This window comes from Bacillus arachidis, from assembly GCF_030285945.1.
GTDB classification, from domain to species: domain Bacteria; phylum Bacillota; class Bacilli; order Bacillales; family Bacillaceae_G; genus Bacillus_A; species Bacillus_A arachidis.
Genome location: NZ_CP127376.1, coordinates 1,877,405 through 1,894,522, shown reverse-complemented (window position 1 = coordinate 1,894,522; position 17,118 = coordinate 1,877,405). Strand labels below are relative to the sequence as shown.

General features: G+C 34.1%; 16 protein-coding genes and 2 pseudogenes. 3 read left to right on the top strand and 15 right to left on the bottom strand.

The features are described 5' to 3' along the window. Nucleotides 1-90 precede the first annotated feature (90 nt). Together QRY57_RS11080 and QRY57_RS11075 are read right to left on the bottom strand one after the other, a co-directional pair. Nucleotides 91-810 (bottom strand): 3-ketoacyl-ACP reductase, encoded by a 720-nt coding sequence (locus QRY57_RS11080; RefSeq protein WP_286017449.1) that lies wholly within the window; start codon nt 808-810, stop codon nt 91-93. 272 nt (nt 811-1,082) lie between these two features. Further along, nucleotides 1,083-2,843, bottom strand: a complete 1,761-nt coding sequence (locus QRY57_RS11075; RefSeq protein WP_286017448.1) for an ABC transporter ATP-binding protein — start codon at nt 2,841-2,843, stop codon at nt 1,083-1,085. Between the two features lie 287 nt (nt 2,844-3,130). On the opposite strand from QRY57_RS11075, the gene QRY57_RS11070 reads away from it, so the two are divergent. Beyond that, nucleotides 3,131-3,889 (top strand): alpha/beta fold hydrolase, encoded by a 759-nt coding sequence (locus QRY57_RS11070; protein WP_090688586.1) that lies wholly within the window; start codon nt 3,131-3,133, stop codon nt 3,887-3,889. A gap of 95 nt (nt 3,890-3,984) precedes the next feature. On the opposite strand, the gene entFM is transcribed toward QRY57_RS11070, so the two are convergent. Together entFM and QRY57_RS11060 are read right to left on the bottom strand one after the other, a co-directional pair. Beyond that, nucleotides 3,985-5,295, bottom strand: coding sequence for an enterotoxin EntFM (entFM, locus tag QRY57_RS11065; protein ID WP_286017447.1), 1,311 nt, complete (start codon nt 5,293-5,295; stop codon nt 3,985-3,987). Between the two features lie 430 nt (nt 5,296-5,725). Continuing rightward, nucleotides 5,726-5,863, bottom strand: a pseudogene (locus QRY57_RS11060) (TrmB family transcriptional regulator); the annotation flags it as partial. 214 nt (nt 5,864-6,077) lie between these two features. On the opposite strand from QRY57_RS11060, the gene QRY57_RS11055 reads away from it, so the two are divergent. Beyond that, nucleotides 6,078-6,260: a hypothetical protein gene (locus QRY57_RS11055; RefSeq protein WP_286017446.1), complete on the top strand. Its 183-nt coding sequence runs from the start codon at nt 6,078-6,080 to the stop codon at nt 6,258-6,260. Nucleotides 6,261-6,318: 58 nt separating this feature from the next. On the opposite strand, the gene QRY57_RS11050 is transcribed toward QRY57_RS11055, so the two are convergent. The 4 genes from QRY57_RS11050 to QRY57_RS11035 all read right to left on the bottom strand — a co-directional run bounded on the left by QRY57_RS11050 (nt 6,319) and on the right by QRY57_RS11035 (nt 9,685). After that, nucleotides 6,319-6,918 carry a nitroreductase family protein gene (locus tag QRY57_RS11050; RefSeq protein ID WP_026591955.1) on the bottom strand — a complete coding sequence of 200 codons (600 nt, stop codon included), beginning with the start codon at nt 6,916-6,918 and terminating at the stop codon, nt 6,319-6,321. Between the two features lie 250 nt (nt 6,919-7,168). Continuing rightward, the gene (locus QRY57_RS11045; RefSeq protein ID WP_090688582.1) at nt 7,169-8,152 is read right to left on the bottom strand and encodes a D-alanyl-D-alanine carboxypeptidase family protein; all 984 of its coding nucleotides are present in this window, start codon (nt 8,150-8,152) and stop codon (nt 7,169-7,171) included. Nucleotides 8,153-8,588: 436 nt separating this feature from the next. Next, a complete protein-coding gene (locus QRY57_RS11040) occupies nt 8,589-9,038 on the bottom strand; it encodes a DUF6376 family protein (RefSeq protein WP_286017445.1) in 450 nt (149 codons plus the stop codon). Nucleotides 9,039-9,454: 416 nt separating this feature from the next. Beyond that, nucleotides 9,455-9,685 carry a hypothetical protein gene (locus tag QRY57_RS11035; protein ID WP_026591958.1) on the bottom strand — a complete coding sequence of 77 codons (231 nt, stop codon included), beginning with the start codon at nt 9,683-9,685 and terminating at the stop codon, nt 9,455-9,457. Between the two features lie 593 nt (nt 9,686-10,278). Between QRY57_RS11035 and QRY57_RS11030 the strand changes: the two genes are divergently transcribed. After that, nucleotides 10,279-10,416, top strand: a complete 138-nt coding sequence (locus QRY57_RS11030) for a TetR-like C-terminal domain-containing protein (RefSeq protein ID WP_432804082.1) — start codon at nt 10,279-10,281, stop codon at nt 10,414-10,416. A 209-nt stretch (nt 10,417-10,625) separates the two neighbouring features. On the opposite strand, the pseudogene QRY57_RS11025 reads toward QRY57_RS11030, so the two are convergent. From QRY57_RS11025 to QRY57_RS10995, 7 genes and pseudogenes are all read right to left on the bottom strand, one after another. Then, nucleotides 10,626-10,758, bottom strand: a pseudogene (locus tag QRY57_RS11025) (transcriptional regulator); the annotation flags it as partial. Between the two features lie 105 nt (nt 10,759-10,863). After that, a complete protein-coding gene (locus QRY57_RS11020; RefSeq protein WP_090688569.1) occupies nt 10,864-11,868 on the bottom strand; it encodes a branched-chain amino acid ABC transporter permease in 1,005 nt (334 codons plus the stop codon). 1 nt (nt 11,869) lies between these two features. Continuing rightward, nucleotides 11,870-12,730 (bottom strand): branched-chain amino acid ABC transporter permease, encoded by an 861-nt coding sequence (locus QRY57_RS11015; RefSeq protein ID WP_286017444.1) that lies wholly within the window; start codon nt 12,728-12,730, stop codon nt 11,870-11,872. Between the two features lie 25 nt (nt 12,731-12,755). Next, nucleotides 12,756-13,460, bottom strand: coding sequence for a branched-chain amino acid ABC transporter ATP-binding protein (locus tag QRY57_RS11010; RefSeq protein WP_286017844.1), 705 nt, complete (start codon nt 13,458-13,460; stop codon nt 12,756-12,758). Continuing rightward, the gene (locus tag QRY57_RS11005; protein WP_208018265.1) at nt 13,438-14,211 is read right to left on the bottom strand and encodes an ABC transporter ATP-binding protein; all 774 of its coding nucleotides are present in this window, start codon (nt 14,209-14,211) and stop codon (nt 13,438-13,440) included. The genes QRY57_RS11010 and QRY57_RS11005 overlap by 23 nt, the downstream gene beginning before the upstream one ends. A gap of 99 nt (nt 14,212-14,310) precedes the next feature. Then, nucleotides 14,311-15,528 carry a substrate-binding domain-containing protein gene (locus tag QRY57_RS11000; RefSeq protein ID WP_286017443.1) on the bottom strand — a complete coding sequence of 406 codons (1,218 nt, stop codon included), beginning with the start codon at nt 15,526-15,528 and terminating at the stop codon, nt 14,311-14,313. Between the two features lie 411 nt (nt 15,529-15,939). Continuing rightward, nucleotides 15,940-16,866: a CobW family GTP-binding protein gene (locus QRY57_RS10995; protein WP_208018263.1), complete on the bottom strand. Its 927-nt coding sequence runs from the start codon at nt 16,864-16,866 to the stop codon at nt 15,940-15,942. Nucleotides 16,867-17,118 lie beyond the last annotated feature (252 nt).

The following is a 17,118-nucleotide window of genomic DNA, read 5'->3' as shown; positions in this document are numbered from 1 at the left end:
TCAAATTTATTATAAGTGAAAATTCAGAATAAAAAAACAAATAAAAAAAAGATTTAGCCCTAAGCTAAATCTTTTTTTATTTATAACATCTTACGGATTAGTAGACCAAAGCCCAGCAGATTTAATAAATGTACGTTTATTTAATTTAAGCTGCGCCACGATAAACTCTGCAATATCTTCTGCTTGCATAACTTTATCTGGATTACCGTCTGTTAATCCTAAGTCTACTGCCATATCTGTTGCAACTGTACTTGGTGTTAAAGCTGTTACACGAATATTGTGTTTGCGCACTTCCATCGCTAATGATTCTGTTAAACCAAGAACACCAAATTTAGAAGCACTGTATGCACTCGTTACTGGCGCACCTTTTTGTCCTGCTGTAGATGAGATATTAATGATGTCACCCGACTGTTGTTCAATCATACTTGGCAACGCTGCACGAGTTGCATAGTATACACCCAATAAGTTGACTTGTATAATTTTTTCCCAATCAGCAACATCTAGTTCTAAAAATTTTCCGAACTTAGAAATACCCGCATTATTAATTAAAATATCAATAGAACCTAATCCACTTTTTAATGTTTCAATAGCAGTCGTAACTTCTTCATATGAAGATACATCAGCAGTAGCAATAACAGCTTTCACGCCTTCAGCTTCCACTTCTTTCGCAACTGCTTTTAAGTTCTCTTCAGAGCGCGCTAAAAGACCAACATTTACGCCTTCTTTCGCTAAAGCAATTGCCACAGCACGACCAATTCCTCTTCCCGCACCTGTAATTAATGCATTTTTCCCTTGTAATAATTCTGCCAAATATAACACTCCTCAATCATTCTATGTTATTTTTTATACTATGAATTCTATCTGCATCTAATCCGAAATGCAATTATGCACTTTGATGTGCGTAGGTTACTTAAAGGTAACCTATAAAAAAACTTTTTTATTTCTTATTAAATAAATAGAAGAATGAATGACATTTTTATTTGCCTTCCACTCCTCTATTATCCTCTCATTCATTATAATGAATAAGCAGTGAAGTTAAAGAAACTATCCACTGCTTCAAAATCCAATACTACAATCGCTTTTTATAGTGCTCCCTCTTTAATTTTCAGTTGCTGTGTTGCAAATTCCCGGTACATATCATGAGAACGTAACAATTCATCATGCGAACCACTTCCCGTAAATTTCCCTTTCTCAATAAAAATAATTTTGTCTGCATCTACAACTGTAGAAAGTCTGTGTGCAATCACTAAAGTTGTTCTGCCCTTCATTAAATTATTTAAAGCTTTTTGAACAACAGATTCCGATTTACTATCAAGACTAGAAGTCGCTTCATCTAACATTAAGATTTGCGGATTTCGGAGTAATGCACGAGCAATCGCAATTCGTTGTCTTTGTCCCCCAGATAATTTCACACCACGTTCGCCAACTTCTGTATCGAACCCTTTCGGTAAATCATGAATAAATGCATCAACATAAGCCATCGCCGATACTCGTTCTATTTCCTCTTCACTTATCTTTTCTTCAACTCCGTAACAAATGTTATCTCGAATCGTTCCATCAATTAATGGGCTATCCTGTGAAACATATCCAATTTGACGTCGCCACGATTGTAATGAATATGTTGAAATAGGGTTTTTACCTAATTTTATTACACCACTAGTTGGTTCATAGAAGCGTTCTAATAAAGAAAACAATGTCGTTTTCCCACTACCACTTGGGCCTACAATCGCAGTCACTTTTCCTGATTCAATTGTAAACTGAATATTTTGTAGTACTTTCTCACCTTCGTTATACTCAAAATCTACATTTTCAATCAAAATTGATTGTTTTGCATTTGTCACATTAATGCCCACTGTATGATTTTCAACCTCATACTCTAAAATTGTATTAATACGTTCTGTTGCACCAATTGCCTTTTGAAATTGTGTAAAGAACATAGATAGCTGACTCATTGGCATAACAATTTGCACTAAATATAAAATAAATGCCACAAGCTCTCCTGTTGTTAGCACCCCGCTAGAAACTCGCATTCCACCATATCCTACAATAATAACAAGTAGCGCCATTAAAACAAATGACATAATTGGTGTAATGAATGCTTCAACTTTTCCTTCTTTCAAACCAAATTGTAGTAACTTTTGAATTCCTTTGTTACCATTTTCATATTCTCTTGATTCCGTATTTGAAGATTTCACCAAACGGATTTCTGATAATACTTGATTTAAAACGCTTGTAAAAGAGGCTGTCTCATCTTGCAATATTTTAGAGATTTTATACATTTTTCTTCCAAGTGGAACTAAAATCAAAACAGATAACGGAATAACAGTTAACAATAGAACTGTCATTTTCCAGTCTAAAACAAACAATACAATTAATGATCCAACAATTGAAATACCACCCGTTAACAAATTGGACAAGTGCTCTGAAATTAATGTTTTTACTACACCTGTATCATTCGTCATGCGACTAATCGTATCACCAGTCTTATTTTGATCATAATAAAAAACTGGTAAAACAAGAACTTTTTTCCATAGTCTTTCTCTAATTCCAGCTACAATTATTTGCCCAATGTAATTGAGCAAATAAATTGATAATCCTGCTGCGATTGTTTGAACAACGAAGAACGCGACTAAACTAACAATCTGAATTGTATTTATTGAAGAAATTGAAAAATTATCAACTAACCCTTTTGTAAGCATTGGAATAAACAAACTCGCCCCTGTTGAAAACAAACTCATTACTAATGCAAAAATAAGAATACCTTTCGGAGGATTTGTATCTTGAATAAGACGTAGAAACTGCCACCAACTCCCCTTTTCCTTCTCTTTATTTTGTGTTTCCATCTCTATTCATCTCCTTATTTCAAACTCAACGCTTATTTCTAAAATCAGAATAAGATATGAATGTAAACAATTAATCTGATTTTTGGTAATAAAACACATCAAACCTTATCTTTACAACAGATGTAATCATCTGATATTATTACCTGGTACTTAATATAAAATGAACACTCTATAGTCTACAAAAAACTATAGAATGATTACTCATATATAACTATGGAAAATATATATATTTTCATAGCATACACATCTATCTAATCTTCATTCATCGAAAGGGGTATACCTATACCGTGCAAGCAAAAAAGAATTCTGAAAAGAAAACCATTATATTCATTCACGGATTAGTCGGAAATCGTCGTGCCTTCAAAAAAGAATATAAACGATTTTCTCCTTCTTACAATATTATAACGTATGATTTACTAGGTCATGGTGAAGACAAAGGACAAGCAATAGACTTTTCTTTAGACAGACTAGTACAGCAATTATCAGACCTTTATGAAAAAGAAGGTATTCAAGAGGCTCATATTTGCGCCCTAAGCTATGGTTGTTATATCGCTACTATATTTGCTCACACGTATCCAGAGAAGGTATTAAGCCTTTGTCATATTGGTGGTCATTACAATAATCCATCCCTTTTGTATAACGTCTTTCGAAAGTTTTGGGACAAACGTGAAAATGAATATTCCACTTGGCTTTATCAATATGCAAATACAATTTTCCCAAGTGGTGTATTAAAAGCTAATCCTTTTGCTGTCATTTCAAAAAACATTTATTATCGCTTTGGATTGCAATTGCACTCATCTATTATTGCCCAATCACTCAAACACCGTCTAGAATTCGATTTGAAATCTCGACTAAGAGAACTATCACAACCTATTCTTTGGGTAATGGGAGAACACGATCATCTATATAAATCCTGTTTATTTGATTTAAAATCCATTCTTCCAAACGTTTTGTATAAAGAAATTCCGTTAGCAGGTCACGCTGCAAACTTATTTCGTCCTAACTATTTTCACGATTTGTATTCTAAATTTTTACTTGATTCGTAAATACAATCATTAAAGTAAACATATAAAATAGAAAAAAAGCTTTCTAGTTTCCTAGAAAGCTTTTCCTTATGATATTTAAGAATAAGATTCTCTTATTACGCTTTTGTGTAACCTGCTAGATGTTTGCTCCAGTAAGGGTTATTTACTGAGCTAATTCTTACACCAGTTTTTTCAGTTTCTGCACTGATGAACTGACCATTTCCTAAGTAAATACCCATATGAGTCATACCACCAGAACCAGTAGTATTGCTAAAGTATACTAAATCACCTGGTTGTGGATTGCTAGTATGTTGCTTGCTACTCCAGTAGCCAGAAACAGTTTGACGTGCACCAGAATGGCCTGCTTGTTTTAATACATAGTAAATGTAACCACTGCAGTCAAAACCAGCAGGTGTTGTGCCTCCCCATTTATATGGTGAACCATTTAATGATTGTGCAATAGACACAATTGATGAGCCATTAGCAGATGGTGTTGTTGGTTTTTCTGTTTGCGGTTTTTCTGTTTGTGTATTTCCTTGCTCACCGCCAGTTGTTGGACGAGAAGGCGTAGTTACATTTGCTGTACCACCTTTTACAAACTTAACATGATCTGCACTAACATAACCTGTTTTTCCTTGGTGGTTAATTTTATACCAACCGTTTTCTCCACCAATAACTTGTAATGTTTGGCCTTTTAATACGCCACCAATTACAGCATTATATGTAGCTGGACCTGTACGTACACGTAACGCCCCAGTATCAACAACATATGAACCATCTTTTCGAATTGTCATTTCATTGTTGCTTGGTTGTTGCGTTTCTGTACCTACATTTGTAGTTGTACCGCCTTTTGATACAAAGTTTTTACTTACATAGCCTGTTTCGCCATTGTAGTTAATTTTGAACCAGTCTTGTACTTCACCGACAACTTGTACAGTTTGTCCTTTGCTTACAGTACCTAGAACTGTATGAGAAGCGCTAGGGCCTGTACGTACATTAAGTGAAGAAACCTTCACTGTATAGTTACCTGTTCCTTGTTGAACAGCAGTTCCTTTTTTCTCACCAGTTGTTACAAAGTCACCGCTTACATAGCCTGTTTGACCATTTACGTTTACTTTAAACCAGCCATTTTCTTGACCGATTACTTGTAACACTTGACCTTCTTGTACTTTAGCAATAATATCATGTCCTGTACTAGCACCTGTACGTACATTCAACACATCAGCTGTCACTGTGTATTTTAGCTCAGAATTCACTTTTGGTGTTTCAGCTACTGTTGTTTGAGTTTGTGTTTGTGTTTGTGTTTGTGTTTTTCCATTGATTTCTTTTAATGCATCTTCTGATACTTGTGCATGAGCCGAATCCATTCCAGGAACTGCCATACCAGCTACAGACGCTGCTGCTAAACCTGCTATTACTTTCTTCATAAGTTGTATTTACTTCCTTTCCCTACTATCCTCTTAAAAAAATACAAACTTAATACTTTACAATATTATAAAAGCAAAATATTCATCAAGTTCCATTTTTTAACAAGAGTTTTATTTTTCATACGTTAATCATTTTAAATGATTGACGTGAATTTTGTGTGAACTTCATGTGAACTTCATCTTCAAATACAGCTTCGCAATAATACACTTCCTATTTATTATAAATCGAACCAAAATTTCCAGTAGTATTCTTTCTTCACATACAGCACTAATAAAAGCATAATACCTCTGTGACGAATTTATTTTTCTACTGCTCTTTCAAAATAGCATTAACTATTTCCATACAAAGAAGTTCTTTCCATGAGCCACCTTCTTATCATTACAAAAATTTAAACATTTATCAACCATATATTATTCTAAAAAATGAAATTTATATAAAAAAGAATTTATCTCGCTCTGGAGCAATCCAAGAATCCATATTTTGATCACAATCTTTCACCAAACGATTGACTAATATATCGTGCCATATATAATTCTCTAATAAATCTATATGTACGGGATCATCTGAATTTTATTTATCATCGTAACGGTACTTCTCATTGAAAAAAATATAGGGGATTATTTAGGGATTTTATAAACCTTAAAATCTAAAATGGAATATTTAACCTGAAAATGATAAAATGAATCTTTAATCAACCCTCACCAATCCGGTTCTTACTGCCCATTAATGCGGGATAAATTGACTACTGCATATTTAAATATTAGGAGGTTCATTTTTATCTATGGAGCACATTATTGATAATAGTTCAAAACATTATACCGAATTTCATTATGCACTCGTATACTTACTATCCTTACTAACATTCAAAAAAGTAGAAACCATTGAAAGAAAAAAGAATACATTAAAAATGGCTATAAAACAACAAAGACATGAATTAGCAAAAGAAAACCCTTATAAATTATAAAGATATTCTATAACAGGCACAGAAAAAGGATTATCAAAATTGATAATCCTTTTCTACTTTATTTATAAATTTTCACTCGAGTTTCTAACGGCTGAAATTCTTTTTCCCCTGCTGGTGCAACTGGTTTACCAAATGGCATTTGTGCAATCAGCTTCCAAGTGTCTGGAATATCCCATTCTTTTCTCACTTCTTCATCAATTAATGGATTATAATGTTGTAGCGTTGCACCAAATCCTTCAATTTCTAATGCTGTCCAAATCGCAAATTGCAGCATTCCTGATGATTGCTGGGACCAAGTCGGGAAATTTTCTTTATATAACGTAAACTTTTCTTGAAGTTCTTCTATTACTTTACTATCTTCAAAGTACAAAACTGTTCCATAACCACTTCTAAATGCATGCATTTTTTCTTCGGTTGGTGCAAAATTATTTTCTGGTACAATTTTTCGTAAGGTTTCTTTCGTAATATCCCATAGTTTGTCATGTTGCTCACCTAATAAAACAACAACCCTTGCACTTTGAGAATTAAAAGATGAAGGTGTATACTTTACGGCATGATTTACTACTTCTTGAATTTTTTCATCAGAAACAACTTGCTCTTTACTAATTGCATAAATGGATCTTCTGTCTTCAATTGCTGAATAAAAATCTTTTGCCATACTAATTCCCTCCAATTTTATTTTGAGGCTTACTAATATGTATAATGTTATATATACCTCTAACTTATCAATAATAAGTTTATAACTTTATAATATCAGCAAACAAAAACAAATTCAAACTTTCTCACTCATACTTCTTCATTTTGTGTTGTTAACACTTTTTATATTCCCCATTAAATAAAAAAACAGCTTATTTTCCACTCAATTCGAGTTTCAAACAAGCTGTTTTCCTTCAAATTAGATTCCTCACTTACTTAACAATCTGGAAGCCATAAGACATTAGTTTATGCGTTTCTGTAAAACGTTTCATTTTACTTTCCGTACCCATAACAACTGTTATGATTCGTTTATCACCTTGTTTCGCAGTCCCTGTAAAACAATAACCTGCACTATCAGTGAATCCTGTTTTCAGCCCATCCATTCCTTCTATATAAAGTTCTTGGTTAGATGGATTCAACATTTCATTTGTACTTGTAACAGTCGTACTTTTAAATGCTAACTGACTTTGACGTAAATGTGTGACCTCTACTATCTCTGGATAATCTTTCACAAGATGATACGCTAACTTCGCTACATCAGCTACAGTCATCTTTGTTTCACTGCCGTCTGCTTCCTGTAGCCCAGAAGCATTTGCAAATTTAGTCGCTTCTGATAACTCCAATTGTTCGGCTGTTTTATTCATAAGTTGTGCAAACTCTTGCTCTGTCTTCGCTATATGTTCTGCTAAAGCCACCGCAGAATTATTTGCAGACTCAAGCATTAGTGCATGGTATAAATCTCTAACTGTCACTACATCCCCTGCTTGTACTGGAATTCTGGCACCTTCTGTTTGTGCTGATTTCGCACTTATTTTCACTTGATCATCCCAATGAATCTTTCCTTTATGTATATTTTCTAAAAGAATATAAGCTGTCATCATCTTTGACATGCTCGCTGGAGCAAGCACATCCTCTTCATGCTTTTTATACATAATTTGTCCATCATTTGCATCAATGATTATTGCTGCTTTTGCTTCTACTTCCGGGACATACTTTTGTGGGATTTCTTTTTCAGTTAGTCCTGTCTTTGGAAGCTCTGCTACCTGCAAAAGCGAACCATCTATCGCCGTCTTTTCTTTTGCTTTTGAAACATTCGTACCGCTCTTTTCTAATATACTTCCATGGAAAAAGAACCAACATATACCTAAAAGAACAACACATAGTATCGTTACTCTTCTCCACCCTAACCTTTTCATCACGAAAACTCCTTTTACTCAACCTATTATAATTTCAAATTTAACCATAACAACAATGGCTTTAAATCGTCAAGGGCAAACAGTAGATTAATAATCTACTATACATATTCTTTTAAGATTATTGGCTAAAGATATGTTACACTATAAAATATCCAATAATAGGAATTTTCAAATTTTATTCCCGCAATTTTTTCAATTGGGCATAAAATGGTTGATACAATGATTCTACTTAACACTTTACAAAAAGAAGATACAATCAATCTCTCCCCCATTCTTCACCAGCAACGTATACATCTCCCAAAAAGAGTTTAATCGGCTAAAAAGTATTTACAGGAGAAAGGTATCGTTTTTTATAAATAATTAGTATGTACCTTATTGTTATACCTTCAAATTAAAAAAGCCCATTTATACATAACGGACTTTTTTCAAGCTATATTTACTGCCCTAAATTTTGAATCTTATCTTTTAAATCTTTAAGTTGTTGAACTGTCTGCATAAGTTCCGAGTTTTTGAATTGTTCTACATCTAATTTTCCTTCTTCTATCTTTTTCATAGTTGTATCAATTAATTCATTTAACTTTTCATTATATCCAACAATTTGCTGATGAATGTCCTTTGCTACATCAGGAGGTGTCAATTCATTAAAAGCTGGAATATCCTTTTGAATTTCTCTGAGTTTAGTTTCTAATTCTTTGCGAGCAGTACTATCATTGATTGCTTTTTCTACTAATCCCGGCGCTTCATTTGCAAACGTACTTACTTCATTCGCATAGTCTGTTGCCTTTTGAGCGTAATCAATTGAATTCTTACCTTCTTCAATGACAGAACATCCCATTAAACCAATTGTAATTAAAAACACAAGTAATATAGTCTTTTTTAATTTCATATTTTACCTCCTAAATGAATACTAACCTATTGTTTCTTCTAAACATCTATCAGATTTTACCGAAAGAGTACCCCTACTTCATACGAAGTTAAGTGGGGGAGTATTCATAAACACATATTCCTTTCGTTATACTATCGTCTAAAAATGTTAGCTATTTAGTTTTCATTTTCCTTACCTCAAATTATATATTCTAGCAAAACTTTGCATTTTCCTTTTCATAATCAATTTTGGAAAACATATGTGCTTTTCATGGTTAAAAAAAGGAAAAAGCACGAATATGAATCTTCACGTCATATCGTATAGAGACCTTACAAAACGTTGATCCCAATCATTTTTTATTTTTTCCTCATATATCACCTACAAATACATCTAAAAAAGACATACTTAAGACTCACTCAAGTATGTCAATTCCTTTTTCATGCCGTTTCCTCTCTTACATATCCTATAGCTGTTATAACTTCAGGTGCTATATGTACACTGATGATTTCCTCAATAATACTTGTGTATCCTTCTCCTATAGCCGCTCCATACTGTAAAGAAATTTCTTTCCTCTTATAAATTGACTGAGGTATAGTCAAAATGAATTTCCTAAGATTTCTTTCATCTACAGGTTCCATAAGTAACACTATTCCATCTTCTTCAAACATATACTCATCCTTTCACATACATTCCTACTATGGCTCAGTATTGCCTTTATCCGCTTTGTTCTAAACCCACTTATAAAGCGGATAATACTCTCTCCTTTCTAAACAGAATATTCTTTCGTTCATTTGAGTTAGGACAGCACCACAACACATCCCTTCGCTGCCTTTGCAAGGCAAGTTTCATTCCATCACCTCCAATAATTTAATGATTTTTACTAGCGTTCAAACTTACGGGAACAACAAAAAAGCCTTTAGAACGGCTTAAAGATAGCTCTTTAAGCGACTATCTAAAGACTCGAATCTGTATGTCTTATATAATTACAAATAAGAAAATTCAAATCATCCTTACTATATACCGTTTGATGAAGTCTATAGCAATATTTTAAATTTGCTACTATCCAATTTTCGTAAAATAACCATACCTATTCACAACCTTTTTTCAACTAACCTGCCCAATTTTCTTTTAAAACGCTCCTCCACAATCTGGCCCGATTATGGAACAAAAAGTAAAAGGGATGATACATATTAGTCATGTGTAATATGTATCATCCCTTAATTTTTATGATTTTTTACAATTTAGGTCTTGATAACGTACGATATCCGCGTTTTGGTACGGTTCCTCAGCTTTAATTGGAACGATTGTAAAGTGGTTACATAGGGACATGCCATATACACCGCAATTTCTCGCCAAGAGGTTGTATATGCTTTTTAAATTGAGTAATAAAGAAGTTTGAGTGGATGTGAATTTAAAATATAGTTACGATGTTTTTAAAAAAGATGTACCGTTTTGAATGAGCTGATACGAAAAGAATTCGTGTCGGCTTTTTCCATACCATTTACTAAAATCGCACTAGTTTTTATTCTATTTCTTTTCTTCTTTCTTCTAAAAACAGAGGTAAATCTAACTTTGTCCCAAGCTCTTCAACTGTTAAATCTCCATAAATTATACATAAAAAGAATTACTCTGCTGGTAATTCTTTTTTTCGCTATACTTAAGAACACGGGTCATAAACGTATATAATTTTTTGTTCTTCTTCATTTAATACATCATCAAAAAATGATGATTGAAATGCAAGCAAAAAATCTCATAAAGTAAAACTTTATGAGATAGGTGCTTCTCCTCGATGATTGCTAACTCGCTGCTACTTTCTGCATTTCTCTTTGAATATTGAGGACAGGTTTCATGCACTATGCTCAACTTTCTTACCTTTCTCTATCCTCTTCTTCTTGGTTATATTTCTTATTTTTTTAATCGCTCCAATCAATCCTGTTGGAAAACCTAATAACACAATAATATATAATAACCCAAGGAAAATCGTCCATCGCTCAAAGATTGGATACTGCGCCGCCAGTTCTGATAAATAATACTTTAGAGATTCAATAATCCCTGCGCCTGCAATCGCCCCGATTAGTGTCCCAACTCCCCCTATCATTGCCATCAATAAAGCATTCAAAGTCATTTCAATTGAAAAAACAGATGTATTTATAAATCGTAATGTAATAACAAACAAACCACCGCTAATCGCTGCTACTACTCCCGCAACGATGCTCGCAATAATTTTATAGTGAAGAACCTTATATCCAAGTGCTTCTACTCGTTGCTCATTTTGCGAAATTGCCTTCAAAACTTTTCCGATAGAAGATTGAGTAAATAGACGAAGCAATAAAAAAATCACAAGTAGACATACGAGTGTAATGTAGTAAAATATGAACCGGTCACGAAACATATCAGGTACACCGAATGTAAAGCCATCTCCCCCATGCGTGACAGCTCGCCACTTTTCAGCAAGTACAAAGAATAATTGGGAAATAGCCAGTGTTAGCATTGCATAGAAGTGGCTTTTTAACCGTAAAGAGAGTAAGCCAACTATATAACTAATTATCGCTGATAGTACAATCGCGATCGCAATGCCAATAAAAAAGCTAAGCACCGAAACCTCATATCGATCAAATAAAAGCGCCACACAATAGGCTCCTATTCCAAAAAACATACAATGACCGAATGAAACAATTCCTGTATAACCAAGGAGAAGATCAAAACTCATCGCAAATATAGCAAAGATGAAAATTTGTGTAAACAAAATGAGTAAACTTCGCGAATCATTTACAAAAGGGAACACGCTTAAACAAACCAATACAGCTATCCCAAAATATACCCCAGCCCGATTAAATGTGCTTTTCACCATTTCACCCCTTTTCATCAACGAGTCCTGTCGGCTTGACTATTAAGAAAAACAACAACATTAACATATTAATTGCAAGTGATAAATCAGGTATATAATAAGCCGTAAACGCTCCAGTCAACCCTACAATTAAAGACGCGATCGCTGAACCTTGTACGCTGCCTAACCCTCCAATAATGACAACAATAAATGCTAAAATAGCATACTGCATACCCATTTCAGCAAAAATAACTCCTGAATATGGCGCAAGAAGAAAACCGCCTAATGCCGCCATTCCAGCCCCTAATAAAAAGACAAATGAAAATATAGCTTTTACATTTATACCAAGTGCTTGAACCATTTCCTTATCCATTACACCTGCACGAATCATAAGACCTATTTTTGTTTTACGTAATAACAACATCAATCCGATGTAAATCATGACTCCAATAACAATCACAAATAAACGATACTTAATTAATATAACTCCATCAAATGTATAGCTTCCTTGTAACCATGTTGGTAATTTAGCACTAATTGGATTCGGTCCCCAAAATACTTTTATACATTCACTAAGTACGAGCATTCCACCAAGTGTAACGAGAAGCTGACGAACATGATTTCCATAAACAGGACGAATAAGAAATCTTTCTAAAACGAAACCGAGAAACATTCCCATCAAAATCGCCCCTATTAATGCAATTACATAACTATCTGTCATATTAAATAACCACACACCTGTAAAAGCTCCCCATGCAAACAATCCACCATGAGCAAAATTGAGTACACTCATTAAACCAAAAATAAGTGAAAGTCCAGATGCTAATAAGAAAATAAGCATACCTGTTGAAATGCCGTTTACAAACAAGTTCACTAACACATCCACGTTCTATACCTCCTCCGTATCAATGTTAAGAAATCCCTAAATACTTATGACACGTTTCCTTATCTTCCTTCAATTCATGCATCGGACCGTTATGAACAATTCTCCCGTTATCCATAATGTAAAAATAATCACCGATCTGGCTTGCCATCATAAAATTTTGTTCCACAAGTAAAACAGTTGTTTTCTCTTTCATTTTCAAAATTGCCGACATTAACTTTTCAATCATAATCGGTGCTAATCCTTTACTTGGCTCATCAATTAATAGCAATCCATCACTATTAATGAATGCTCTTGAAATCGCCAGCATTTGCTTTTGTCCTCCGCTCAACAACCCACTTTTTTTATTCCAATATCGCTTTAAATCTGGAAATAAATCGAGCATCCATTCTACTTTCCCTGCGACCTCTAACCCTTTCTTCGCTCCCGCAAGGGCAAATGTTTCTTCTACCGTTAAATCATGAAAGATCCCTTGATTTTCTGGCACATAGCCCATTCCTTTTCGCGAAATCAGATGGGTAGATAAACCATTTACTTTCTCATCACAATAATAAATTTCTCCATTAGAAATCCGATGAAACCCCATAATTGAACGTAAAGTTGTTGTTTTTCCAGCGCCATTTCTTCCAAACAATACGGTAATTGTTCCTTTCTCAACCATAAAAGAAACACCTTGCAAAATATGAAACTGATCCAAATGCGTTTCTATATTATCCACTTTTAATAGTGTCACCATATAATCCCCCTAAGTACGCCGTTTGTACACGTTCATCCTTCATAATCTCTTCGGGTAACCCTTCGGCCAATAACTCGCCATGAAATAATACAATTAAATGATCAGATACATGTAAAACCATATCCATTTTGTGTTCAATAAGTACAATTGTATTCTCACGATTTTTCTTTATATTCTCTATCACTTGAAGAATAGCTGGGACTTCCTCAACAGAGATACCCGCTGTTGGTTCATCAAGTAGTAATACATCTGTTCTGAGCGCTAGCAGCATGGCCAATTCTAATTTTCTCTTTTCCCCATGTGCTAAATCTTTCGCTAGCACTTCTTCTTTTTCGTGAAGCAATACTGTCTTCAGAAGACGCCTCGCCTCTCCTGTCTGCTGCTTGAATCGTGAGAAGTTTGGAAAAAAACTATAATAATCTTGAACGAACGATTGTACACTTAAGCGTACATTTTCAATCACTGTTAATTCCGGAAAAATATTTGTAAGCTGGAAAGAGCGTCCCATACCAAGGCGGGTTCGCTCTGGAATCGATAACTTTGTAATGTCACGTTCTTTAAAATAAATCTGACCTTTTGTTGGGGAAATTTGTCCACTTAACAAGTTAAATAGAGTTGTCTTCCCTGCTCCGTTAGGTCCAATAATAGAAATAAGTTTTCCTTTTGGTATCATCAAATTTACGTCTTTAATAACATGATGTTCTCCAAATGAGACACAAAGATTTCTAGTCTCTAACAAGTTCTTCACTCTATACCCTCCTCAAAAAATTCATATTTCAGGATAAAAAAGAGAAGTTGATGTAAAGAGAGATTTCCTCCTCCCTTTACATCTTTTTAAATATTCAGTCTATTTATTTTGCATTGGTGGTTCGGTTTCTTTCATTGTTAATTCTCGCTCTAGAACAGGCACTGGATAATCCACACCCTCTTGTTTTTGTAACGTTATAGAATAAAGCGTTTGCAAAGCTTGGTGGTCTTTCTCTCTAAATTTCATTTTTCCTTTTGGTGTTTCAAATTCCATTCCTTCCATTTTCTTAATAAGCGCAGCAACATCTGTATCTCCTTTTGTTTTCTTTAACCCTTCAACGATGGAAATTGCAGCTGACATTCCTCCAGCTGTAAACAAATCTGGAACCGTTCCATTGAAACGCTTCTTATGTTCTTCCACTAGCCAATCGTTTACTTTATTTTTCGGAAGTGTATGATAATACACTGAAAATCCTTGCATGCCTACTAATGCGTCCATCGTCTTTAATGCTGGTATATCCGGTGCGCCCGTTGAAATCTTGATCCCTTGTGCTTCTACATTCATATCTTTTAATTGCTTCCATGGTGAATTCGCACCAGCCCAAACAACAAATAAATAATCTGGTTTTGAACTAATGATGTTTTGAATATTTGCAGTAAAATCAGTAGAATTCGTATCAGCATATTGTTCATTTACAATATTCGCCCCTAGTTTCTTCGCTCCCGCTTTAAACGCAGCAATTCCTTCACGACCAAACGCGTTATCTGGAGCAAACGTTGCAATCTTTACATCTTTTTTAGCGATGGATGCAGCACCAGCAATTGCATCTTGAGATGAATTTCTGCCTGTTCTAAAAATATATTTATTCCAGTTCTTCCCCGTAATACTATCTGCAACCGCAGGTTCAACAACCATTATTTTTTCATATTCCTCCGCTAATGGTAACACTGCTAATGTATCACTTGAACTCGAAGATCCAACAAGAAAATCGACCTTTTCTTCTTCTAATAGTTTCGTAGCTTTTTTAACTGCTACATCCGCTTTTGTTTCCGTATCTTCTACAACAAACTTAATCTTCTTCCCTTCAACTTTCCCTGTCCCGCCTGTTGCATAATCTAGTCCTAGTTCAAACCCGTTTACCGTTTGTTTCCCATATGATTCAAGCGGTCCTGTTAACGAAGCTAGTACACCTACCTTAATCGTCTTCTCATCATCTGTACTTACTTTTTTCCCTGAACACCCTGCTGTTACTAACAATGAACCAAGAATACATCCCGTAAACACCATTTTTAGCCACTTACGTTTTTTTGCTGACATTGTGATCCTCCCCATACTTTACTTTCTGATAGAATCAAATCCGCCAAAGTAACCATCCGTAATCATGACTTTTTGCTATTAATAATGTAGACTATGTTGTCAATAGAAATTTCTCGAAGTACCTCTACATTCGCCAGACATTTCCAAATCCCTTCCAATACATTTGTAAATGTTCATACAATTATATGAATTATACATATCATTCCTGGAACAAATAAATTAAAATAACTGTTCTCTTCTTCTAATATTTTAGCCCTACAAAAAACTAACTTCCAAATGGTAGAGTTGTTATAGCATATGAAGGTTACGCTTTCTTTAAATAATATTAACTTTCCAATCACTATCATTTTTATACATACAAAAGCAGCGTAGAATCTATAATTCTACGCTGCTTTTCTATATCAACAAAAATTATGAAATCGAGTTACTCTCTAATCCACCTAATTCTTCTGCCAATTGTTTCTTATCTAAACTCTCACCAATAATCACCAAGTTTGTAGGAAACCCAAAGTCCTGTTCCAATAAAATCGGTACACCAAATGAGTATTGTAATAAGTGCGGATATTTCTCTCCATGAAATTTCACAAATCCTTTTACACGATAAATCTCCTGCGGTAAATTGGAAAGCCATTCATATAATTGATCTTGATTAATTAATTTCGTAAATTGATATGTCATCGTTTGTATATGTAAATGCTGCTTCATATGTAATGTTTCATGTTCTTTATCTTCTGTAAGTTCCACACCCTCTATATCCTCTAAAGATATATTACAATACTGCGTTTCATACAATTTCGCATGTTTATTTATTGCTGCTACTTCTTCTAAAACTTTTTTCTTCTCCTCATCTTTTAATAAATCTAATTTATTAATGAGGATATGACTTCCGTATTTGATTTGTTCATGTAAAAGTTGTTGAATATTTTTACTTAGTGTATCACGCTTTAACCATCTCAGTGCATCCAATACAACAACAATGGATTTCACGTCAAGATAAGGAGCTAAAATAGGTGAAAGACATGCATCTAACACTTCAATTGGGTGAGCAACTCCTGTTGTTTCTATATAGATTACATCCGGCCTTTCTTGTTGGTATAAAGAATGCAACTGAATCTCAAGCTCATCTTTTAATGTACAACAAATACATCCTTTTAGAAGTTCTCTTAAAACATTCTCCTTCCCTATAATATCTGTATCTACCGAGTATTCTCCTATTTCATTCATTAAAACAGCGACTTTTCGATTTTTCTTTTTTTCTGCTAATAATAAATTTTGTAACAGTGTTGATTTTCCGCTACCTAAAAAGCCACCCAATATATGAATTTCTACTTTACTCATATTACCGACCATCCATTTCTGCGTTTCTATTTTTCAAAGCGTAATTATTACGATTTATATTCATTATTTTATTAAAACAGCTGCTATTTGTAAACAAAACAAGCTCATTATGTTGATTCACTTCATAAGTAACCCACTTGCTCTTGGTATTTAACCGTGTGTTAACGTCGTATGTTCTCCTATAAAATGTACGCAAGCCACTGCGATTTATAAGTCGATGTCTAGTCTTAGTTCAAGAGCTATAAATCCTCC